The sequence below is a fragment of the Zoogloea oleivorans genome, from assembly GCF_008107625.1.
In the GTDB taxonomy this organism is placed as follows: Bacteria; Pseudomonadota; Gammaproteobacteria; order Burkholderiales; family Rhodocyclaceae; genus Zoogloea; species Zoogloea oleivorans.
Genome location: NZ_SDKK01000038.1, coordinates 11,539 through 30,662, shown reverse-complemented (window position 1 = coordinate 30,662; position 19,124 = coordinate 11,539). Strand labels below are relative to the sequence as shown.

At 62.6% G+C, this 19,124-nt stretch carries 25 protein-coding genes; 16 read left to right on the top strand and 9 right to left on the bottom strand.

All coding sequences use genetic code 11. From position 1 onward, the window contains the following. The 4 genes from ETQ85_RS23935 to ETQ85_RS23920 form a co-directional block, all read left to right on the top strand. Positions 1 to 321: DUF411 domain-containing protein (locus tag ETQ85_RS23935; protein WP_148581558.1), on the top strand; the 321-nt coding region annotated here is incomplete at its 5' end. A gap of 30 nt (positions 322 to 351) precedes the next feature. Continuing rightward, complete coding sequence (locus tag ETQ85_RS23930) at positions 352 to 690, top strand: copper-binding protein (RefSeq protein WP_148581557.1); 339 nt, start codon at positions 352 to 354, stop codon at positions 688 to 690. A gap of 39 nt (positions 691 to 729) precedes the next feature. Next, positions 730 to 3,078, top strand: coding sequence for a heavy metal translocating P-type ATPase (locus ETQ85_RS23925; protein ID WP_148581556.1), 2,349 nt, complete (start codon positions 730 to 732; stop codon positions 3,076 to 3,078). Between the two features lie 87 nt (positions 3,079 to 3,165). After that, the gene (locus tag ETQ85_RS23920) at positions 3,166 to 3,783 is read left to right on the top strand and encodes an SOS response-associated peptidase (RefSeq protein WP_148581555.1); all 618 of its coding nucleotides are present in this window, start codon (positions 3,166 to 3,168) and stop codon (positions 3,781 to 3,783) included. A 111-nt stretch (positions 3,784 to 3,894) separates the two neighbouring features. Here ETQ85_RS23920 and ETQ85_RS23915 read toward each other — a convergent pair whose 3' ends face one another. Both ETQ85_RS23915 and ETQ85_RS23910 read right to left on the bottom strand, forming a co-directional pair. After that, positions 3,895 to 4,272, bottom strand: coding sequence for a hypothetical protein (locus ETQ85_RS23915; protein ID WP_148581554.1), 378 nt, complete (start codon positions 4,270 to 4,272; stop codon positions 3,895 to 3,897). Further along, the gene (locus tag ETQ85_RS23910) at positions 4,250 to 5,179 is read right to left on the bottom strand and encodes a LysR substrate-binding domain-containing protein (protein WP_148581553.1); all 930 of its coding nucleotides are present in this window, start codon (positions 5,177 to 5,179) and stop codon (positions 4,250 to 4,252) included. Before ETQ85_RS23910 ends, ETQ85_RS23915 begins: the two co-directional genes overlap by 23 nt. A 105-nt stretch (positions 5,180 to 5,284) precedes the next feature. Here ETQ85_RS23910 and ETQ85_RS23905 point away from each other — a divergent pair, with 105 nt between their 5' ends. The 5 genes from ETQ85_RS23905 (at position 5,285) to ETQ85_RS23885 (ending at position 8,521) form a co-directional block, all read left to right on the top strand. After that, positions 5,285 to 5,728, top strand: a complete 444-nt coding sequence (locus ETQ85_RS23905; RefSeq protein ID WP_148581552.1) for a PaaI family thioesterase — start codon at positions 5,285 to 5,287, stop codon at positions 5,726 to 5,728. A gap of 6 nt (positions 5,729 to 5,734) precedes the next feature. Then, on the top strand, positions 5,735 to 6,415 hold the full coding sequence (locus tag ETQ85_RS23900; protein WP_148581551.1) for a glutathione S-transferase N-terminal domain-containing protein: 681 nt from the start codon (positions 5,735 to 5,737) through the stop codon (positions 6,413 to 6,415). Positions 6,416 to 6,421: 6 nt separating this feature from the next. Then, positions 6,422 to 7,039 (top strand): DsbA family protein, encoded by a 618-nt coding sequence (locus tag ETQ85_RS23895; RefSeq protein ID WP_148581550.1) that lies wholly within the window; start codon positions 6,422 to 6,424, stop codon positions 7,037 to 7,039. 10 nt (positions 7,040 to 7,049) lie between these two features. Then, complete coding sequence (locus tag ETQ85_RS23890; protein ID WP_148581549.1) at positions 7,050 to 8,282, top strand: MFS transporter; 1,233 nt, start codon at positions 7,050 to 7,052, stop codon at positions 8,280 to 8,282. A 71-nt stretch (positions 8,283 to 8,353) separates the two neighbouring features. Next, positions 8,354 to 8,521 (top strand): DsbA family protein, encoded by a 168-nt coding sequence (locus ETQ85_RS23885; protein WP_148581548.1) that lies wholly within the window; start codon positions 8,354 to 8,356, stop codon positions 8,519 to 8,521. A gap of 46 nt (positions 8,522 to 8,567) precedes the next feature. On the opposite strand, the gene ETQ85_RS23880 is transcribed toward ETQ85_RS23885, so the two are convergent. Further along, positions 8,568 to 10,628 carry a S8 family peptidase gene (locus ETQ85_RS23880; protein WP_187394847.1) on the bottom strand — a complete coding sequence of 687 codons (2,061 nt, stop codon included), beginning with the start codon at positions 10,626 to 10,628 and terminating at the stop codon, positions 8,568 to 8,570. A gap of 386 nt (positions 10,629 to 11,014) precedes the next feature. On the opposite strand from ETQ85_RS23880, the gene nifE reads away from it, so the two are divergent. Genes nifE through ETQ85_RS23845 form a run of 7 tightly spaced genes read left to right on the top strand, consistent with a single transcriptional unit; the run spans position 11,015 to position 15,796 of the window. Next, positions 11,015 to 12,421, top strand: coding sequence for a nitrogenase iron-molybdenum cofactor biosynthesis protein NifE (gene nifE / locus ETQ85_RS23875; RefSeq protein ID WP_148581546.1), 1,407 nt, complete (start codon positions 11,015 to 11,017; stop codon positions 12,419 to 12,421). 1 nt (position 12,422) lies between these two features. After that, entirely contained in the window at positions 12,423 to 13,811 is a 1,389-nt protein-coding gene (gene nifN / locus ETQ85_RS23870) for a nitrogenase iron-molybdenum cofactor biosynthesis protein NifN (protein ID WP_148581545.1), read from the top strand. Between the two features lie 10 nt (positions 13,812 to 13,821). Continuing rightward, a complete protein-coding gene (gene nifX, locus ETQ85_RS23865) occupies positions 13,822 to 14,223 on the top strand; it encodes a nitrogen fixation protein NifX (protein WP_148581544.1) in 402 nt (133 codons plus the stop codon). Positions 14,224 to 14,226: 3 nt separating this feature from the next. After that, the gene (locus tag ETQ85_RS23860; protein ID WP_148581543.1) at positions 14,227 to 14,694 is read left to right on the top strand and encodes a NifX-associated nitrogen fixation protein; all 468 of its coding nucleotides are present in this window, start codon (positions 14,227 to 14,229) and stop codon (positions 14,692 to 14,694) included. 13 nt (positions 14,695 to 14,707) lie between these two features. Beyond that, the gene (locus ETQ85_RS23855; protein WP_148581542.1) at positions 14,708 to 14,905 is read left to right on the top strand and encodes a CCE_0567 family metalloprotein; all 198 of its coding nucleotides are present in this window, start codon (positions 14,708 to 14,710) and stop codon (positions 14,903 to 14,905) included. A 31-nt stretch (positions 14,906 to 14,936) separates the two neighbouring features. Beyond that, entirely contained in the window at positions 14,937 to 15,242 is a 306-nt protein-coding gene (fdxB, locus tag ETQ85_RS23850; RefSeq protein ID WP_148581541.1) for a ferredoxin III, nif-specific, read from the top strand. 35 nt (positions 15,243 to 15,277) lie between these two features. Next, positions 15,278 to 15,796 (top strand): nitrogen fixation protein NifQ, encoded by a 519-nt coding sequence (locus ETQ85_RS23845; RefSeq protein WP_148581540.1) that lies wholly within the window; start codon positions 15,278 to 15,280, stop codon positions 15,794 to 15,796. A 26-nt stretch (positions 15,797 to 15,822) separates the two neighbouring features. Here the strand turns inward: ETQ85_RS23845 and ETQ85_RS23840 are convergent, their stop codons facing one another. Genes ETQ85_RS23840 through ETQ85_RS23815 form a run of 6 tightly spaced genes read right to left on the bottom strand, consistent with a single transcriptional unit; the run spans position 15,823 to position 19,124 of the window. Further along, a complete protein-coding gene (locus ETQ85_RS23840; RefSeq protein ID WP_148581539.1) occupies positions 15,823 to 16,179 on the bottom strand; it encodes a ribonuclease HepT family protein in 357 nt (118 codons plus the stop codon). After that, the gene (locus ETQ85_RS23835; protein WP_148581538.1) at positions 16,176 to 16,703 is read right to left on the bottom strand and encodes a hypothetical protein; all 528 of its coding nucleotides are present in this window, start codon (positions 16,701 to 16,703) and stop codon (positions 16,176 to 16,178) included. Before ETQ85_RS23835 ends, ETQ85_RS23840 begins: the two co-directional genes overlap by 4 nt. Further along, positions 16,700 to 17,023 carry a (2Fe-2S) ferredoxin domain-containing protein gene (locus ETQ85_RS23830; protein ID WP_148581537.1) on the bottom strand — a complete coding sequence of 108 codons (324 nt, stop codon included), beginning with the start codon at positions 17,021 to 17,023 and terminating at the stop codon, positions 16,700 to 16,702. Before ETQ85_RS23830 ends, ETQ85_RS23835 begins: the two co-directional genes overlap by 4 nt. A 36-nt stretch (positions 17,024 to 17,059) precedes the next feature. Further along, a complete protein-coding gene (locus tag ETQ85_RS23825) occupies positions 17,060 to 17,518 on the bottom strand; it encodes a ferritin-like domain-containing protein (protein ID WP_148581536.1) in 459 nt (152 codons plus the stop codon). A gap of 8 nt (positions 17,519 to 17,526) precedes the next feature. After that, complete coding sequence (locus tag ETQ85_RS23820; RefSeq protein ID WP_148581535.1) at positions 17,527 to 17,823, bottom strand: ferredoxin family protein; 297 nt, start codon at positions 17,821 to 17,823, stop codon at positions 17,527 to 17,529. After that, positions 17,820 to 19,124 (bottom strand): FAD-dependent oxidoreductase, encoded by a 1,305-nt coding sequence (locus ETQ85_RS23815; RefSeq protein WP_148581534.1) that lies wholly within the window; start codon positions 19,122 to 19,124, stop codon positions 17,820 to 17,822. Before ETQ85_RS23815 ends, ETQ85_RS23820 begins: the two co-directional genes overlap by 4 nt.

Here is a 19,124-nt window from a genome sequence, read left to right as displayed (position 1 = left end):
AAATGGGCGGAACACATGCGGGCCCAGGGCTTTGACGTGAAGACGCATGAGGTGGAAGACGTTCCGGGGCAGCGCAAGAAGCTCGGCATGCCTGACGCTTACGGGTCGTGCCACACGGCCAAGGTCGGCAACTACCTCATCGAGGGGCATGTCCCGGCGGCGGATGTCCAGCGCCTGCTGAAAGAGAAGCCCAAGGCCGTTGGCTTGGCCGTTCCCTCCATGCCGCCGGGCTCCCCCGGCATGGAGAGCGCCAAGCCAATGCCCTACGAAACGCTGCTCGTCAAAGCCGATGGTTCGACCAGCGTGTTTGCCCGTCACTGAATTCCGATATCTCTCTTGAAGGAAATTTCCATGAAAACTCCGTTGATTGTCCTGGCAACCGTCCTGGGGGCCGTGTTTTCCATTCAGGCCGTCGCCGCCAATGAGCATGCCGATCACGCCGCCATGCACGGCGAAAAAAACGGTGTTTCCGCCCAGATGACGGATGGCCTCGTGAAGAAGGTGGACAAGTCGGCCGGCAAGCTCACCCTGTCCCACGGTCCGCTGCCCAACGGCATGCCGGCGATGACCATGGTGTTCCGCGTCAAGGATCCAGCCTGGCTGGATCAGGTGAAGGCCGGTGACAAAGTCCGCTTCATGGCAGATCAGATCAACGGTGCAATGACCGTGGTGCATCTGGAACGCAAGTAAGTTGTTTGTGTTGCCATGACATCCCCAGCGTCCGGACACATGCACGACCCAGCCCATCATCATGTTCCGTCTACTTCCGGGCAAGCGGCGCCAGGAAGTGCGACAGACCCGGTCTGCGGAATGACGGTGAAGCCGGAGTCGACATTCCAAAGTGAATGGGAAGGCGCGACATACCGCTTCTGCAGCAACAAATGCAAGACCAGGTTTGATGCAGGTCCGCGTGCGTACTTGCAGCCTGCCAAGCCAGCCGTCACCGATTCCGGCACTGAATACACCTGTCCGATGCATCCGGAGATCCGGCAGATGGGTCCGGGAAACTGTCCGAAATGCGGAATGGCGCTCGAACCGGTTCTGCCTGATCTGGCGAGCGAAGACGACAATAGCGAATACCGGGATTTCCGTCGGCGTTTCTGGTTCAGTTTGCCGCTTACCGTTGTGGTGGTGTTTCTGGCCATGGCAGGCCATCTGCTCGGCGGCTTGTCGCCGGCCCTTCGCAGTGGCGTGGAACTGGTCCTGAGCGTGCCCGTCGTTCTGTGGGCCGGCTGGCCCTTCTTTGTTCGGGGCGCGCAGTCGGTGGTTCAGCGCAGCCCGAACATGTGGACGCTGATCAGCTTCGGTACGGGTGCGGCTTTTCTGTACAGCATCGTCGCGACGCTGGCGCCCGGCGTGTTTCCACCATCGTTCATGGCCCATGGCCGGATCGGCGTTTATTTTGAAGCGGCGGCCGTCATCATTTCGCTGACGCTGCTCGGCCAGATGCTGGAGTTGCGTGCCCGTTCGCAGACTTCAGCGGCCATCAAGTCGCTACTGGGTCTGGCGCCGAAGACCGCACGGCGAATCCTGGCCGATGGCCGTGAAGAGGATGTTCCGCTCAATCATGTCCATGTCGGCGACCTCCTGCGCGTCCGGCCCGGCGAGAAAGTGCCGGTGGACGGCGTGGTGGTCGAAGGAAGCAGTTCGGTCGATGAGTCGATGTTGACCGGCGAACCCTTGCCGGTCAGCAAGCAGGCGTCGGACAAGGTGATCGGCGCAACGATGAACACCTCGGGCAGCCTCGTCATCCGCTCCGAGAAAGTGGGCGCTCAAACCATGCTTGCGCAGATCGTCCAGATGGTCGCCCAGGCCCAGCGCTCCAGGGCACCGATGCAGCGTCTGGCCGATGTGGTGGCCGGGTATTTTGTCGTCGCGGTAGTCACCGTTGCCCTCGCCAGCTTCTTTGCCTGGGGGCTGTCTGGAGGCGATCAGGGGTGGGTCTTCGGACTCATCAGCGCGGTCTCGGTGTTGATCATTGCCTGTCCCTGCGCCCTCGGGCTGGCAACCCCGATGTCGATCATGGTGGCGACCGGCAAGGCCGCCACGCAGGGCATCCTCTTTCGGGATGCGGCCGCAATCGAGGATCTGCGCCGAATCGACACGCTGATTGTGGACAAGACCGGCACCCTGACCGAAGGGCGTCCCGCGTTCGAGCGCGCCGTCGCCTTGCAAGGCAACAGCGAGGACGAGATCCTGCGGCTCGCCGCCAGTCTCGATCAGGGCAGTGAACATCCGCTGGCCGATGCCATCGTGCGTGCCGCGCGTGAGCGGGGGATGAGTCTCGACAAGGTCGAGCAGTTCGAGTCGGCGAGCGGCATCGGCGTTCACGGTACGGTAGGAGGCCGGCGCCTGGCACTCGGTAACGTGACGCTGATGGCGCAGGAGGGCATCACGCTTGAATCGTCTACCGAACTTGCAGGGCGTGCGGAAGTACTCCGCCAGAGCGGTGCCAGCGTGATCCATCTTGCCCGTGATGGGCAGCTTCTCGGCCTGCTGGCTGTTTCCGATCCCATCAAGGCGAGTACGCCGGAAGCCTTGGCGAGCCTGCGGGCGGCCGGGCTGCGCGTAGTGATGGCGACCGGCGATGGTTTTACCACCGCACGCGCTGTGGGGCAGCGGCTTGGTATCGATGAGGTCTACGGAGAGGTCAAGCCGGCCGACAAACTTGCTCTCGTGGAAAAATTTCAGCGCGAAGGACACGTCGTGGCAATGGCCGGCGACGGCATCAACGACGCACCAGCCCTCGCCAGGGCCGATGTCGGCATCGCCATGGGAACCGGGACCGATGTGGCCATGAACAGTGCGCAGCTGACCCTCGTCAAAGGCGACCTGAGAGGTATTGCCCGTGCCCGTGCGCTGTCAGTCGCCACGGTCCGCAACATGCGGCAGAACCTGGCTTTCGCGATTCTCTACAACGCCCTTGGTATCCCGATAGCAGCCGGCGCCCTCTATCCGGCGTATGGATTGGTCCTCTCGCCAATGATCGCCGCCCTGGCGATGAGTTTTTCATCGGCCAGTGTGGTCGGAAATGCACTGCGCCTCAGGAAGGCAGAAGCAGACAAACAAACCTCTTGACATTTCAAAACAAGGGTGTAAGGGGCGCGCACCTGCATCCAGCAACCGTTTAACCACGAGGTGGGGCCCTTGCCTTAAGCTTGCCCCATGTGCTCGAACTATCTCCCTTCAGTCCGCCAGCAACTCCTGGGCTTCGATCTTCCCCCACCGGATTTTTCTTATGGCGAGGCGTACCCGGGCCGGATCGTCCCCATCGTGACCAACTTCTCCCCGCGCAAGTGGGTGCCGGCCTGCTTCGGTTTGGTGCCTGCCTGGGCGAAGGACGCGAAAATCATCCGGTCCACCTACAACGCCAGGTCTGAGACGCTCGGAGAGAAGCCGTCCTTTCGTGATGCCTGGCGCCGGGGGCAGCTCTGCATTATCCCTGCCGACGCCATCTTCGAGCCGTGCTATGAGACGGGGAGGGCCATTCGCTGGCGGATCGAGCGGGCTGACGGTCGGCCGATGGGGATCGCCGGCATCTGGGAGCGCAGGCTGAAAAACGACGGATTACCGGCGTGGTCCATGTCCATGCTGACGATCAACGCGGATGCCCATCCGCTCATGGCGCGCTTCCACAAGCCAGAGGACGAAAAGCGTTCGGTGGTGATCCTGCCGGATGAGGTCTGGGGCGATTGGTTGCGGGCGAAGTCGGAGTGTGCGGCGCGGGCGATGCTTCAAGAATGTGCCCCGGCTCTCCTGTGTGCGGTCGCCGATCCGAAATAGACCCACAGTGTTGGCCAGTTGCCGGATTGGCGGGAAAAATCTTGGGCTGAGAGCTCACCCCCTGCAGAGGCCGGCCGTCATGGGGCGTGTGGGCCCCTCAGACCAAGGTGCTCAGGTCTCCGGGGTCTTGTAGAGGGTCAGCACGTGCAGCATCTGCTCTACGGCAGACAGTAGCTCTCGTGATGCCACATTGAGATCCACAATCCCCAGTGGGTCAAGAATCCTGGATTTCACAATGTGGGCGACTCCGCTTCGCTGAGAGATGCGAACGATGCGCTGACGAATGACGTCTTCCGGCTCTTCGATTTTAAGGTGATACACAGTGTCGAGTTTGGCTGACTGGGTTGTGTCGAATATACCTGCCGCACCGAGCACGGTCGTGGCAGTGCTCGGCTGAAAATGAGTGACATGCGTCACTTCATTGTGATTGACGCCGAGGGGCGTAAAGACCCAATTGCCGCAACAACTACTCGCTTGCCGGAAGCTCATCAGTCAGCTGTGCTTCAGCAACGATCCAGTCGATCAATGCCTGTGTCTCCTTTGACGGAGCCTGGTCGCACTGGAGCAGGCAGAAGACCTTGTTGGACTTTGGACCGGGATGTGGTGTCGGCAGCGCAACGAGGCGGGCGTCGTTCAGCATCGGTCGAATGAACTGGCTGCGTCCCAGCGCGATGCCCTGGCCCGCAATGGCGGCGTGGATCATCTGGTCGAAAAGGTTGAAGCGGATGACGCCCTTCGGTTTGACCCCTGACCAGCCCTGCATGTCCAGCCAGGTTTCCCAGCTCCACCAGGGAGAGTGGTCGCCTTCAAATTCGAGCAGAACCGAGCGGGTGATGATCGAAGGGTCATCCAGTCTGGTCATGCCGAGGCTGGGGTGTGCCACCGGGAAAACCGTTTCACCAAACAGCCGCCGGGCGCCGGCGGGCATGCTCTGCTCGGCGCAATAGCGGATTGCAATGTCCAGCCCTTCCTGGCGCAAGTCGACGATGTTGTTGTTGGCCGACAGGCGCACTTCGACCTGTGGATGTTGCTGCTGGAAGCTCGGCAGGCGAGGCAGCAGCCAGAGACCGACAAAGGAGATGCTTGCCGTCAGGGTGACCGGGTGATGAGCAGCCATACTTGCCTGGAGCGTTCCGATGGTGTCCTGCAACTGTTGCATCGCAGTGTCGGCAATCAGGAACAGCCGCTCACCCTCAGGTGTGAAGTGGATGGCGCGATGCGCACGTTCAAACAGCTTCATGCCTAAAGCTAGCTCCAGCCCATTGATTTGCCTGCTGACCGCCGACTGGGTCAGGAACAGGTCCTGGGCGGCAAGCGTGATGCTCATGCGCCGCCCCACGGCAACAAAGCCGCGCAGAAGGTCTATCGAGGGGATCTTGGCAAGTGGGATTGACATTCTCTGTGCTCATGTGAAAAGCCGAAAAACTCAGTTGTGCGGCGCTGATCCATGAATTCTAATGCAGGTGATCGCAGGCACTTCCCCCTTCTGGAGACTTGATAGATGGCACATATTTCCGATCCCCACTGCGCCGAGCGTGTCCGCACCAGCTTTGAGCGGCAGAACGCGATGCACCTCATCCAGGCCACCTTGCCGGTCGTGGAACAGGGCCGCACCGAAATCCATTTGCCCCACTGGCAGGGCGTGGAGCAGCAGCACGGCTTCGTGCACGGCGGTGTGGTCGGCATGATTGCCGATTCAGCGGCCGGTTATGCGGCGATGACCATGGTGCCGGCCAGTGCCTCGGTGCTGACCGTGGAATTCAAGATGAATCTGATGGCCCCCGCCGACGGCGAAAAGCTCATCGCCCGCGGCGAGGTGGTCCGCTCCGGCCGCACGCTGATTGTGACCAAGGCCGAGGTGTTTGCCGTCAAGGATGGCAAGGAAACCCTCTGTGCGCTGATGCAGCAGACCATCATGGTCATGCACGGCAAGGTGGAGAAGTAAAAAGCCATGCTCGACCTGTACAGCTGGCCGGCGCCCAACGGACACAAAGTGCAGATCCTGGTGGAGGAGCTGGGCATTCCCTACCGGCTCATCCCCATCGACATCACCCGGGGTGCGCAGCGCGAGGCCAGCTACCGGGCCATCAACCCCAACGCCAGGATCCCGGCCATCGTCGATCATGCCCCGGTGGACGGCGGTGCGCCCCTCACCGTGTTCGAGAGTGGCGCGGTCATGCTCTATCTCGCCGAAAAGGAAAGGCGCTTTATTTCCGCTGATCCGCGCCAGCGCATCGAAGTGTTGCAATGGCTGTTCTGGCAGGTCGGCGGGCTCGGGCCGATGATGGGGCAGGCCCAGCACTTCTTCCGCTACGCACCCGGCCCGGTGCCCTATGCCATCGAGCGCTACCAGAACGAAACGCGACGGCTGCTCAGGGTGCTGGATCAACGGCTGGCCGGCCGGGACTACATCGGTGGTGATTACTCGATTGCCGACATGGCCTGCTTTCCGTGGATTCGCATCCACAAGCTCACTGGCGTGGCCCTCGACGACTTTGCCCACGTACAGGCCTGGTATGGCCGCGTGCGCGGCCGGCCGGCGGTTGGGCGGGGCGTGGATCTGCTGCGCGATCGCTGGGTGGATGTGTCCACCTCGGCGGAGGCCAAACAAAATCTCTTCAAGGTGGAATGACTGCCCATGAGCGAGCACGACAAGCCGGGGGTGGACGCCTTCATCGATCTGCGCAGCCCTTATTCCTATCTCGCACTCAAGCCGGTCCGCTTGCTGGCGGCGCGGACCGGCTGCCGCTTCGACTGGTGGCCGTTCATCACCGACTTTCGCTCCGCCTATGGCGGCGAGCTCGAAGAGCGATCCCGCCGTGACATCGCGAAGGTCAAGTACCTGTACATGGACTGTCGCCGGCTGGCGAAGAAGCAGGGCCTGACGATTCGCGCCACCACCAAGCTGTGGGATGCCACCCTCGGCAGTCAGGCCATGCTGTTCGCCAGGGCCCGGAATCGCCTGTGGGAATTCTGCGACCCCCTGCTGGAGGCCTTCTGGCGCCGGGAGTTCGACCTGGAATCCCCTGCGGCAATCGAGGCCGCCCTGGCCGCCGCCGGGCTGGACGTGGAGGACTGGTGTAGCTGGCTGGCGACCCGCGGGCAAGCCGAACTGGCCGCCGCGCAGGCACGGGCGGAAACCCTTGGCGTGTTCGGCGCCCCCACCTTCGTCTATCGGGGCGAACTGTTCTGGGGCAGTGACCGGGTGGATCTGCTCGCCGCCACCCTTGTCCCTTCCCAGCCCTGGTCTTTCTGAAAGCCAAACCATGTTCCGTTCCCTGCGTAGCCCTGAGGCCCTGCTCACCACCTTGCTGGCCGCCGGCATCCTGGCGATCACGATGGGCACGCGCCAGTCGCTCGGTCTGTTCATCAGCCCGATCAACAGCGCGACGGGCCTGGGCATTGCCACCATCAGCCTCGCCATGGCCATCGGCCAGTTCACCTGGGGTGCGATCCAGCCGGTAGCGGGCGCGGTGGCCGACCGCTACGGAGCACGCCCGGTGTTGCTTGCCGCCGTGCTGCTGCTGGCCCTGGGCTGCGCCGTCACACCGTTCATGGCGTCGGGTTTCGGCCTCATCGTTGCCATCGGCCTGCTGACCCAGGTCGGCGCAGGGGCGGCCAGTTTCTCGGTACTCATCGGTGCCGCCGCCCAGCGGCTGCCCGTCGAGGCGCGGGGCACCGCCTCGGGGGTGATCAACGCCGGCGGCTCCTTTGGCCAGTTCCTGTTCGCCCCCATCCTGCAAAAGCTCATCCAGACCGTTGGCTGGGTCAATGCCTCATGGGCCATGGCATTGATGGCGCTGACTGCGCTGCCGCTGGTCGGGCGGCTGACCCGGCCGCTGACGGCGCCACCGCCAACCCATCCGGAAGCGGATCAGGGGGTGATGCGGGCGATCCGCAACGCGATGGCCGACCGCAGCTACCTGCTCCTGCACCTGGGCTTCTTCACCTGCGGCTTTCACATCGCCTTCCTCGTCACCCATCTGCCCGGCGAGGTGGACCTGTGCGGCCTGCCGCCGTCGGTCGCCAGCTGGTCCCTCGCCATCATCGGCCTGGCCAACATCTTCGGCAGCCTCTACGCGGGTTCCTGCGTATCCCGCTATCGCAGCAAGTACGTACTGGCCGTCATGTACGCCTCCCGCGTCGTGCTGATCGGCGGCTACCTGCTCCTGCCATCCTCGGCGCTGACCTTCTACGTCTTCGCCGCCGGCCTCGGCTTTACCTGGCTGGCCACCGTGCCGCCCACCGCCACCCTCGTCAGCAAGCTTTTTGGTGTGCGCTACCTCGGCACGCTGTTCGGCCTCACGCTCCTGTCCCACCAGATCGGTGGCTTCCTCGGTGCCTGGTTGGGGGGACTGGCGGTGGTGGAGTTCGGCAACTACAGCTGGATGTGGTACGCCGACATGGCCCTGGCTGCCATGGCTGCCGTGATCAACCTGCCGATTCGCGAAGCCCGGATCGAGCCCCTGTGGGTCGGACTTCAGTCCGACAAACCCTGATTCAAGGCACGCTGTCGGACTTCAGTCCGACCCACAAAAAGCCCTTAAGCCCACCCTGAAAGGAATCTGTCTTGACCACTTCAGAATCATCTCCTCAGGCCATCTTCTACTTTGACGTGATCTCGCCCTGGGCCTGCATACAGGGCGATCCCGGGCTGGACTCTCCGGCGATGCAGGCTGCAGCGAACGTCCGCTTTGGTGCCGCCCGCCTTGATGGGCTTTCGCAAGGCGCTTGCTGATTGAGTACTGCAAGTGGCCTTGGCGTCACTACGCAATCCGGATTTTTCAGAGGGATTCTACCGCACACATTTTGACCCCCTCATACAACCAGCCAGCCTGGATCATTGCATCGTAGTAATAGTCCTTGTAGGCCGTAAAGCGGTGATTCCCATCACCGAACATGTGCCGATTGTTGTAGAAGCGATGTATTGGCATAGTGTCTGCAGGACAAACTCCATTACTTGGTCGTTTGACATAGAAGGCAATGTTCTCGAAAGTCCAGTCAGTATTGTTCTTGATTATTTCGCACTCGGCTGGACTCGCCGTATAAAAGTGAGAATTGAAGACGTAACTGTAGAATCTGCACACCGGAGAGAGTTCAGGGGTGCTCTCTCTCCATGCGACAAAGTAATCTTCCGTATTTCGCCAGTTGCCGGCAACGCCGCTTTCAACCACGCCCGGTTCCAGGCGGCCACCTGTGCGAAAGTAGTGTCCGTAATCCGGGTTGTAAAATTCCGAGACAATTGCATACGGAGCAAGCAGCTTTGCCGCCAGCACCATAGAGTAGGCATTGGCAACGCCACTCCCGCAATATGGCCAATAGAGGTTGCATGCGCTGTCCAAGGGAAAGTCCAGACTCGTCGCCTGCAATAGCGCAGACAGTTCTTGAGGGGACAGGTTCGGGTTTTCCGCGAGGGCGAGGGATGCAATCCCGGCCACATGGGGTGCCGCCATGCTCGTGCCCTGATAGAAAGCATAATCAGGATAGGTGGGGCGGGTAGCGCCAGCGTTTACGGTGGACAGGATTCCGGCTATCTCGCCATAAAAACTGATGTCGCCGCCTGGTGCCGAAACGGCAACTTTGTATTCCTGGCTGTAATTGCTGTAGGAAGCACGATACCCATACAAATCAACGGACCCTACTGTTACGACACCTTCGCAGGACGCTGGCACGGTGGTGGCTGCTTCGGCATTGTTGTTTCCCGCGGCAACAACAATGAGTGCGCCCTTGGCTTTGGCCTGTTGAATTGCCTGTTGGTAAATATAGCTGCAACCACTCGGACTTTCCCCGCCGAGGCTCATGTTGATGATGTGTGCAGGGTTGGGATTGTTCGGAACGCCTGGCACTGAAACGCCTGCGGCCCATAACATGCCGTCCGTTATGTCGGACGGGTTTCCTCCGCACTTGCCGAGTACCCGTACGGGAAGGATTTTTGTATTCCAGTTAACGCCGGCAATCCCGATGCCGTTGTTTCCTTTCGCGGCGATGATTCCTGTTACATGCGTGCCATGCCATGAGCTGCCGTGGGAAGGGCAATTCGGATGCTGTGCTGCCTCGCTGGTGCTTACCCAGTCACCGGGATCGGATGGGTCTGCATCGCGGCCATTCCCGTCGTTGGCGCTCCATGCTTCCGAAATGAAGTCATAACCAGGCAATAGGCGGTCTGCGAACTCCGGGTGACTTGTTAAGCCGGTATCCAGCACAGCAACAACCGTGCTTGCGGAGCCCCAGGTAATGTCCCATGCCAGTTCGGCATCAATGCCGCCGCCAAAAAAGGTCGACGGCCCCATATTGTGCAAGTTTTCATTTAAAGGGTCGTAGGGGATAAAGTGCGCCTGTGCCCGGCTGTCGGCCTCGACAACATCCACTTCTTTCAATCGCTTGAGTCTATCAATAACAAGCAGCGCTTCCGGGTAACTCAGGGGGGTCTTGAAGCGGAATACGAACATGTCCATCGACATGGCCCGGTGGAAGCGGATTCCGGTGCCGGCGGCATTCTCCACGGCATTGAGGAGTGCCAGAGGAGGGGGCTGGTTGTCACGTGAGCGTGCTTTGGCCTGAGGCGATGTAAAGCGGATCATCACACCGTCAACAACAGTCTCGATGGCCTGCGAGGGAGGCGTTGCCTTTCGCTTGTCGATGGCTGCTTCAGCGTCTGCCTGGTTGGCAATTCTTTTTCGTGTCGAGACGGCCTTCGGGTCTTTGCCATCGAGAAGATTGCGCAGGACGTTGCCCAGTGTCTGGGTGCCGTGCTTGCCTGATTCGGGCGCCTGTTCGGTGTCGGCGTTGGCGACTTGTATCGACAATGCCAGGGATGTCAGCAGGATGTATTTACGTACAGCCATGTTTGTCTCGATTCGTTTCGGCGTGTGCCGCTGTCGTGCCAGTTTGTCACGCTTGGGCGTGAGGTCTCCATGACTATGACTTGAAGTTGGCCGCCGATGGTGTTCATCTTCCACCTTGTGAAGATGAAGTATTTCACATCGACTTGCGAAGCCTTCAGCGCGACCTGTTCTCCGGCGTGAGCCCTTGCTGGGGGCTTCGTCGGGTCGCCTGAGGGGCAATACCGACAAAACCGACAAGGCCCGTGTCGGAAATCCATCAGTGTGGCTTTGGATACGCCTGAGGTGATGAGTCATCTTGATGTTCTAAAAGGATTTTTCTGATTTTCGAGAGACTGGCTTGAAAACTGCAATGAAAGGCTTACCCAAACCTTTCTCTGGAGTTTCCGATGGATGCCCGAGTGTCGGCGAAAATCCAGTCCGTGTTCGAGGAACCGGCTTGCGAGCACAACCAGAACAAGGATGAGAAGGCCCGCAAGAAAGGTTGCACCAAGCAGCTTTCGCCCGGTGCGGCAGCCGGTGGCTGTGCCTTCGACGGGGCCAAGATCGCCCTCCAGCCGATCGCCGATGTGGCCCATCTGGTGCACGGTCCGATCGCCTGCGAAGGTAACTCCTGGGACAACCGCAATTCCTCCACCAGTGGGCCGCAGCTCTATCGCACCGGCTTCACCACCGACATCGGCGAGCTGGACGTGATCTACGGGGGCGAAAAGCGCCTCTTCAAATCGATCCGCGAAATCATCGAGAAGTACGATCCGCCGGCGGTCTTTGTTTACCAGACCTGTGTTACCGCCCTGATCGGCGACGACATCGAAGCCGTGTGCAAGCGCGCCGCCGAGAAGTTCGGTACGCCGGTGGTGCCGGTCAATGCGCCGGGCTTCGTCGGGCCCAAGAACCTGGGCAACAAGCTCGGCGCCGAGGCGCTGCTGGACTATGTGATCGGCACCGTCGAGCCGGAAGTCACCACTCCCTACGACATCAACATCATCGGCGAGTACAACCTGGCCGGCGAGCTGTGGCAGGTGCGGCCGCTCCTCGACGCGTTGGGCATCCGCGTGCTGGCGTGTATTTCCGGTGATGGGCGCTACAAGGAAGTGGCCCAGAGCCACCGGGCGCGGGCGGCGATGATGGTGTGCTCCAAGTCGATGATCAACGTCGCCCGCAAGATGGAGGACCGCTACGGCATCCCGTTCTTCGAGGGCTCGTTCTACGGTATCGAGGACATGAGCGACACCCTGCGCAACCTGGCCCGCTTGCTGGTGGAGCGGGGCGCGCCGGCCGATCTGCTGGCGCGTACCGAGGCGCTGATCGCGGTCGAGGAAAAGCGTGCCTGGGAGCGCATCGCGGTCTATCGCCCGCGCCTGGAGGGCAAGAAGGTGCTGCTCATCACCGGCGGCGTGAAGAGCTGGTCGGTGGTGGCGGCCCTGCAGGAGGCCGGCCTCGAAGTGGTCGGTACCAGCGTCAAGAAGTCCACCAAGGAAGACAAGGAAAAGATCAAGGAGATCATGGGCGAGGACGCCCACATGATCGACGACATGACGCCCCGGGAGATGTTCAAGATGCTCCGCGAGGCGCGCGCCGACATCATGCTGTCCGGCGGACGCAGCCAGTTCGTGGCCCTCAAGGCCAAGATGCCGTGGCTCGACATCAACCAGGAGCGCCACTACGCCTACGCCGGCTACGAGGGCATGGTCGACCTGGTGCGGGAGATCTCCAAGACCCTGTTCAACCCGATGTGGGAGCTGGTGAGAGTGCCTGCGCCGTGGGATGTGCCAGCCGTCGGGGAGGTGTGCTGACATGGCGATCGTCCTCGACAGCAAGAAGGCCTGCGCGGTCAATCCGCTCAAGATGAGCCAGCCGCTCGGCGCCTGCTACGCCTTCCTCGGCCTCTCCAGCACCATGCCGCTGATGCATGGCTCGCAGGGCTGCACGTCCTTCGGGCTGGTGTTGCTGGTGCGCCACTTCAAGGAAGCCATCCCGATGCAGACCACTGCCATGAACGAGGTGAGCACCATCCTCGGTGGCATGGACAACATCGAGCAGGCCGTGCTCAACATCAAGAAGCGCGCCAACCCGGCCCTCATCGCCATCGCCTCCACCGGCCTCACCGAGACCAAGGGCGACGATGTAGACGGCTACCTGCACCTGATCCGCGCCAAGCATGCCGAAACCCTGGCCGGCAGCGAGATCGTCTACGTGTCCACGCCGGATTTTGTCGGGGCATTCCAGGACGGTTGGGCGGCGGCGGTGAAAGCCTTGATCGCGGCTTTCGTGACGCCGGCCGACACCCGGGTGGCAGGGCGCATCGGCGTGCTGCCGGGTGCCCACCTGACCCCGGCCGACCTGGAAGAAGTGCGTGAGCTGATCGAAACCTTCGGCCTTCACCCGGTGCTGGTGCCCGACCTGTCCCGCTCCCTCGACGGCCACATTCCCGAGGATTTCACGCCGACTACCCTCGGCGGGGCAAGCCTTGGCGACATTCGCGGTCTGGCGGCCTGCGAGCACGTCATTGCCATTGGTGAGCAGATGCGCGGTGCCGCCGAGCGCCTGGAGGCCGTTGGCGTGCCCTGCACGCTGTTTGACCGGCTTACCGGCCTCACCGCCACCGACGCCCTGGTGGCGCTGCTGATGCGCCTGTCCGGCCAGCCGGCGCCGGCCCGCCTGAAGCGGCAGCGTGGCCAGCTTGTCGACGCCATGCTCGACGGGCATTTCCACCTCGGGGGCAAGCGCGTCGCCATCGGTGCCGAGCCGGATCTGCTGTTTGCGCTGGCATCGCTGATCCACGAGATGGGCGGTGAGGTGGCGGCCGCGGTAACCACTACCCACTCACCGGTGCTGACCCGGGTGCCGACCCCCGAAGTGCTCGTCGGCGATCTGGAAGATCTGGAACTGCGCGCCATCGGCTGCGACTTGCTGCTGACCCACGCCCACGGTCGTCAGGCGGCGGCGCGGCTGAACATTCCGCTGTTCCGGGCCGGCATTCCCCAGTTTGACCGCATCGGTGCGGCCCACCAGCTCAGCGTCGGCTACCGGGGCACCCGCGACCTGATTTTTCAGCTCGCCAACACCTTTATCGCCCACCTGCATGCTCACGGACCCGACGACTGGCCGTTGCCGGCCGAGGCTCGGGCGGCAGCGCAGGGTGGTGCCGCCACCGAAAACGTCATTCCGATTATTCCCGTCTGAGGAGCACGTCATGAAAATCGCTTTCGCCACCCAGGACAAGGAGTGCGTTGACGCGCACTTCGGCTGGGCCAAGTACATCGCCATCTACGAGATCAACGCGGAGGGCTACCACTTCCTCGAAACCTACGACTTCGGCGGCGAGATGGCCGAGGACGGCAACGAGGACAAGCTGGCTCCCAAGCTGGAGGCCATCAAGGACGTGGCCATCGTCTATGTGGCGGCCATTGGCGGCTCGGCGGCGGCGAGGGTGGTGGCCAGCAAGATCCACCCGGTCAAGGTTGCCGGGCCGGAACCCATCCTCGACATCCTCGACAAGCTGCAGGACGTGCTCAAGGGCACCCCGCCGCCGTGGCTGCGCAAGGCCCTGATCAAGGGCGAGGAACGCAATTTCGATTTTGAAGAAGAGGCCTGAAAAATGACTGAATTAGCCGAAGCATCCGTCGACGTGATGCAGGACCCTTTCATCAGCGAGCTGGTCAAGCAGTGGCGCGCCCAGGATGCCCACGGCACCTGGGAGGGCAAGACCGACGCGACCCTGCTCGAGCCCTACGTGCTGACCCCCGAGAAGCGCAAGGACCTGCCGATGATCGCCGACCCGGACCCCGAGACCCTGTGGCGCATGGAACTGTTCTACAACGCCATCGCCCTGGCCATCGAGCGCGAAACCAAGGTGATGGTCAGCCCCATGCTCAAGATGCACCACGAGGGTTTCGGCCGCCAGGTGCTCATCGCCGGGCGCCTGATTGTCTTCAACAAGCAGGTTCGTGACGCTCACCGCTTCGGCTTCAACACCCTGGAAAAGCTTGCTGCGGCGGGCAACAAGGCGGTGAGCGAAGCGGTCGAGATGATCCGCAAGTTTCCTGAAGTGGCCAACTATTCCTGATCGGAGCCCCAGCATGGACGACCTCGAAACCCTCAAGGCCCGGGTGAAGAAGCTCAACGCCCAGGCCACCCAGGCCAAGATGGACCTGCATGACCTGTCCGAAGACCTGCCGACCAACTGGGAGAAGATCCCCGAAGTCGCGCAGCGCGCCTACGACACCCACCAGAACCTGATGGCCGCCCGCAAGGACATGGCCGCGGCGAGCGCCTGAACGGCGCCGCACCCTCCCCCGGAGAACTGCCATGGCTTCATTTTCCGTCACCCTGCCGAGCGGGGAAATCTGGACCCCGCGCTTTGTCGCCGAGCTCAACCAGGAAAAGTGCATTGGCTGCGCCCGCTGCGTGCGGGTGTGCGCCCGCGAGGTGCTGGCACTGGTGGGCGTCACCGAGGATGGCGACATCATTTCCATCGACCCTGACAGCGACGAGGACGAGGAATACGAGAAGAAGGTGATGACCATCGCCCACAAGGAGAACTGCGTGGGTTGCGAAGCCTGTTCCAAAGTGTGCCCCAAGAAGTGTTACACCCACGCCGCCGCTGAACTCTAGGCCCTGGACCGGGCTCCGTCGACAAGGAGAGCGCCATGAACGACCTTTCCCAAGCTTATCTTGCGGCCCGTCTGGCCATGCCGGTGGCGCGCCTGGTGCCGGCATGGCTGGCCACCGCACTGGAGCTGGAATTCGGCCCGCAGGCCCCGACGATTGCGGCCTTGTGGAGCGCTCGCCATCCGGCTGCGGTTCGTGAGGACGGCACCACCGGCATCGATGAGCGTCACGAGGAATACGCCGAACTGCTGGAGTTGCTGCTCGAGCATGTGGGGCGTATCGATTCGCACAGCATCTCCATCGCCCGCTGGATCGCCTTGTCGTGCTGCGGCAAGGATCACCTGTGGGAAGACCTGGGGCTGCCGGAGCGGCCGGCTCTCGGTGCGCTGATGGCCCGGCGTTTTCCGGCCCTGCACGCGAAGAATGTGCATAACCTGCGCTGGAAGAAGTTCTTCTACAAGCAGCTTTGCGAGCGGGCTGAAGTGCAGGCCTGCCGGGCACCGAGCTGTGCCGAATGCGCCGAGTACGCCGGCTGCTTCGAGAGCGCGACGGCCTGAACGCGTAGGGGCGAATTCGTTCGCCCCTACGGCGTTGCCGGGTCGAACAGGTATGGGGTGCTTTCCCGATAGACCCGCAGCCACATCAGCGTTGCCGGAATGAGGGCGCGGATGGCGAACCACAGGGCTTCATCGCGGGGGGCACCGCTTTTGCCGAGTTGACCGCGCAGGGCTGCCCACGCCGCCCAGTCGATCTCGGCAAACTGCTGGCGCCGGGCATCGGGCAGATCGGCCAGGTTTTCCGCCATCACGGCCACCAGGTGGCCGATTTCGGCGCGGGCCAGACGCGAGCGCAAAAATTCCGCCAGATCCATGTCTTCGGCAAGCGTCAGTACGCCGGTGCCGGCATCGACGATGTTGGCGAGGAGGGCGCTGAGGATCATGGCCTGGGCTCCGTATCGGGCGGTGTGTCGGTCGGGCCGGGTGCGGAGCCGTCCTTCAGGCTGGCGATCACGCTGCTGCCCATGTTGTCGGCCGGGTCGAGTTGGGCGGCCTTGTCGAGCAGGGCCTGGGCTTCGGCACGGTCACCGCGGCGCAGGCGGATGAAGGCCAGGGCCTTGAGGGTGAACAGCCAGAAGCGCGCCGGACCGACGGCGCTGAAGTCGGCATCGCCGCCCTGCACGTCACGCCAGTGGCGGCCGATGTGCGCCAGCCCGGCGGCCATGCGCAGGCCGTCGCGGGCGCAGCGCTCGGCGTCGTCGAGGCGGCGACGGTAGAAGTAGAACTTGTACTGGGCGAAGTACACCGGCAGGCATTCGGGTGCCGACAGGCGGGCGCTCCACAGCAGGGCTTCGGCCCGGGTCGGATCGGCGTGGGCGGCGGCGGCCTCGTGGAGCAGGTGGTTGACGCTCGAAGGCGCATCGCCGCCAAAGAGCGCCCGGGAGCTTTCGCCGGTAAAGAGGTTCACCACACCGACGCCGGTGCCTGCAGGCGCGTGACGATCTCGTCGCCTTCCAGGTGTTTGTCGAAGATCTCGACCACATCGTCCTTGCCGACGCCGGAGTACATCACGCCTTCGGGATACACGAGCACATTGGGGCCGCTGTCACAGGGGCCGAGACAGCCCGAGTAGGTGACGCCGATGTGCTCGTAGGCGTTGCGCTTCTGCAGTTCGGCCCAGAAAGTCTGGAGCACATCGTTGCAGCCCTTGGCGGCACAGGAGCCGCGGGGGTGGCCCGGCGGACGTTGCTGGGCGCAGATGAACACGTGTTTTTTCGGCTTGGACATGGGGCTTCTCCGGTTGGGGATGGTGCAGGGACGTTGTTATGCGGCGGCGCAGCGGTCGATCCACTTTTCCAGTTCGGCGACGTGTTCGGCCTCTTCGGAGGCAAATTCGTCGGCCATCCGCTTGAGTCGCACGTTGTGGGTGATGGCGGCGATGCCGGCGTAGAAGGCGTGGCCGCGGCGCTCGGCCTCCAGGGCCAGCTCCAGCGCACCGAGTACGTCGGTGAAGCCGTCGATGCCTTCCCAGCCGGCGTTTTCGGGGCTGATGCCGTCGGGCCAGCGCAGCTGGTCGGGGCGCAGGTGGGGTACCGTGCGAAAGCCGCCGCGCTCCATGGCCTCGCCCAGGTGCTTGCGCGAGAACACCGCCATCTGACGGAAGAAGACCGCGACTTCGGCGTTGCCGGCGGTCTGCATTTGTTCGGTCAGCTCCTCGTAGTGGCGAGCTGCCTCCCGCTCGAGCTGGATGGCATGGGCGAGGAACAGGTGAAGGTCGTCCATGATGATCCTCAGCCGAACTTGAAGAGAATGCCGTGTCCACCGCGGGGATATTCCCATTCCACGTTGGACAGCTCGGTGCAGATGATCCGGCAGCTACCGCACTCCAGGCAGCCGTCGGCGATCAGCGTCACCCCGCCGTTGCCTTCGGACTTGTAGCAGGCGGCCGGGCAGACGAAGGTGCAGGCCTGGGTCTTGCACTCGTTGCGGCACAGATCGGGCTGGCGGATCTTGATGTGCGGCCGGCCGTGGTCGACCTTGTAGCGGTTCTGGAAGAGTTTTTCTTCCACATTGACGACGGTGCTCATCTGAAGGCCCTCCACAGCTTGAACGCATCGCCAGCGAGGCCGGCGAGGGTGCGTGATTTACGGAAACTCGAGAAGATTTCCTTCTCCTTGGTTTTCTTGTCGATGCCGTCCACCGTCAGCATGGTCTGGGCGGCGCGGTTGACCAGTTCGGGGTAGGTGGTGAAGAACTGGCTGTTGTCGTGGAACACGTTGGGCATGTCCCGGTATTTGTGCAGATCCTTCATCACGAAGGATTCGTCGAGCGCTGCCTTGTAGTTGGCCAGCGCCTTGGCGTTGAAGCCCTTGCCGGCAGTCTTGGCGGCGATCGCCGTTTCGGCGGCGAGGCGGCCGGTGGTCATGGCCAGGTTGGAGCCTTCCCGGTGGGTGGCATTGACGAAGCCGCCCGAGTCGCCGACGATCATCCAGCCGTTGCCGACGACTTTTGGCACCGCGTAGAAGCCGCCTTCGGGGATCAGGTGGGCGCAGTACTCCTTCATCTCGCCGCCGGCGATCAGCGGGGCGATGGAGGGATGAGCCTTCATCTTTTCGAGCATCGCGTAGGGCGCGGTGCGGTTGGGGTTTTCCTTGAAGTCGGAGAGCATGCAGCCGACGCCGAGGGTGATCGAGTCGCGGTTGGTGTAGAGAAAGCCGGTGCCCATCAGGCCGTCGGTGATCTTGCCGAACATCTCGATCACCACGCCTTCCTCGTCCTTCACGTTGAAGCGGGCCTCGATGGTTTCCTGGGGCATGAAGAGGATTTCCTTCACGGCCAGGGCCACGTTCTTGGCTTCGATTTCACCGTGGAAGCCGGCCTTGCGGGCGAGTGTCGAATTCACCCCGTCAGCCAGGATCACCACGTCGGCGAAAACTTCGCCGCCCTGACGGTCGCAGCGCACGCCGACTACCTGGTCACCGTCCATGAGCAGACTGTCGACGGTGGTTTCGCAGATCACCAGCGCGCCGGCTTCCTTGACCTTGGACGAGAACCACTTGTCGAACTGGGCGCGGATGATGGTGTAGCGGTTGTAGGGCGGCTTGTTGTAGTCGTCGGAGCGAAAGTGGGTGCCGACGAAGGACTGCTCGTCCAGTACCCACATGCGCTGCTCGATGATGTGGCGCTCCAGCGGGGCGTCCTCGCGAAAGTCGGGGATGATCTGCTCCAGCGCGTTGGCGTAGAGAATCGCTCCCTGCACGTTCTTCGAGCCGGGGTATTCGCCGCGCTCGATCTGCAGCACCGACAGGCCGGCCTTGGCGGCGGTGTAGGCGGCGGCGTTGCCCGAGGGCCCCGCGCCGACGACGATGACGTCGAATTTCTCGCTCAT

What these genes read in the sequence shown, in the direction of transcription:
- nifN (WP_148581545.1), top strand. Translation starts at nt 12,423, where the DNA reads ATGGCGATCGTCCTCGACAGCAAGAAGGCCTGCGCGGTCAATCCGCTC.
- ETQ85_RS23910 (WP_148581553.1), bottom strand. Translation starts at nt 5,179, where the DNA reads ATGTCAATCCCACTTGCCAAGATCCCCTCGATAGACCTTCTGCGCGGC.
- ETQ85_RS23930 (WP_148581557.1), top strand. Translation starts at nt 352, where the DNA reads ATGAAAACTCCGTTGATTGTCCTGGCAACCGTCCTGGGGGCCGTGTTT.
- ETQ85_RS23905 (WP_148581552.1), top strand. Translation starts at nt 5,285, where the DNA reads ATGGCACATATTTCCGATCCCCACTGCGCCGAGCGTGTCCGCACCAGC.
- ETQ85_RS23915 (WP_148581554.1), bottom strand. Translation starts at nt 4,272, where the DNA reads ATGAGCTTCCGGCAAGCGAGTAGTTGTTGCGGCAATTGGGTCTTTACG.
- ETQ85_RS23900 (WP_148581551.1), top strand. Translation starts at nt 5,735, where the DNA reads ATGCTCGACCTGTACAGCTGGCCGGCGCCCAACGGACACAAAGTGCAG.
- ETQ85_RS23840 (WP_148581539.1), bottom strand. Translation starts at nt 16,179, where the DNA reads ATGATCCTCAGCGCCCTCCTCGCCAACATCGTCGATGCCGGCACCGGC.
- ETQ85_RS23820 (WP_148581535.1), bottom strand. Translation starts at nt 17,823, where the DNA reads ATGAGCACCGTCGTCAATGTGGAAGAAAAACTCTTCCAGAACCGCTAC.
- ETQ85_RS23830 (WP_148581537.1), bottom strand. Translation starts at nt 17,023, where the DNA reads ATGTCCAAGCCGAAAAAACACGTGTTCATCTGCGCCCAGCAACGTCCG.
- ETQ85_RS23825 (WP_148581536.1), bottom strand. Translation starts at nt 17,518, where the DNA reads ATGGACGACCTTCACCTGTTCCTCGCCCATGCCATCCAGCTCGAGCGG.
- ETQ85_RS23845 (WP_148581540.1), top strand. Translation starts at nt 15,278, where the DNA reads ATGAACGACCTTTCCCAAGCTTATCTTGCGGCCCGTCTGGCCATGCCG.
- ETQ85_RS23925 (WP_148581556.1), top strand. Translation starts at nt 730, where the DNA reads ATGCACGACCCAGCCCATCATCATGTTCCGTCTACTTCCGGGCAAGCG.
- ETQ85_RS23815 (WP_148581534.1), bottom strand. Translation starts at nt 19,124, where the DNA reads ATGAGCGAGAAATTCGACGTCATCGTCGTCGGCGCGGGGCCCTCGGGC.
- ETQ85_RS23895 (WP_148581550.1), top strand. Translation starts at nt 6,422, where the DNA reads ATGAGCGAGCACGACAAGCCGGGGGTGGACGCCTTCATCGATCTGCGC.
- fdxB (WP_148581541.1), top strand. Translation starts at nt 14,937, where the DNA reads ATGGCTTCATTTTCCGTCACCCTGCCGAGCGGGGAAATCTGGACCCCG.
- ETQ85_RS23860 (WP_148581543.1), top strand. Translation starts at nt 14,227, where the DNA reads ATGACTGAATTAGCCGAAGCATCCGTCGACGTGATGCAGGACCCTTTC.
- ETQ85_RS23920 (WP_148581555.1), top strand. Translation starts at nt 3,166, where the DNA reads ATGTGCTCGAACTATCTCCCTTCAGTCCGCCAGCAACTCCTGGGCTTC.
- nifE (WP_148581546.1), top strand. Translation starts at nt 11,015, where the DNA reads ATGGATGCCCGAGTGTCGGCGAAAATCCAGTCCGTGTTCGAGGAACCG.
- nifX (WP_148581544.1), top strand. Translation starts at nt 13,822, where the DNA reads ATGAAAATCGCTTTCGCCACCCAGGACAAGGAGTGCGTTGACGCGCAC.
- ETQ85_RS23855 (WP_148581542.1), top strand. Translation starts at nt 14,708, where the DNA reads ATGGACGACCTCGAAACCCTCAAGGCCCGGGTGAAGAAGCTCAACGCC.
- ETQ85_RS23880 (WP_187394847.1), bottom strand. Translation starts at nt 10,628, where the DNA reads ATGGCTGTACGTAAATACATCCTGCTGACATCCCTGGCATTGTCGATA.
- ETQ85_RS23890 (WP_148581549.1), top strand. Translation starts at nt 7,050, where the DNA reads ATGTTCCGTTCCCTGCGTAGCCCTGAGGCCCTGCTCACCACCTTGCTG.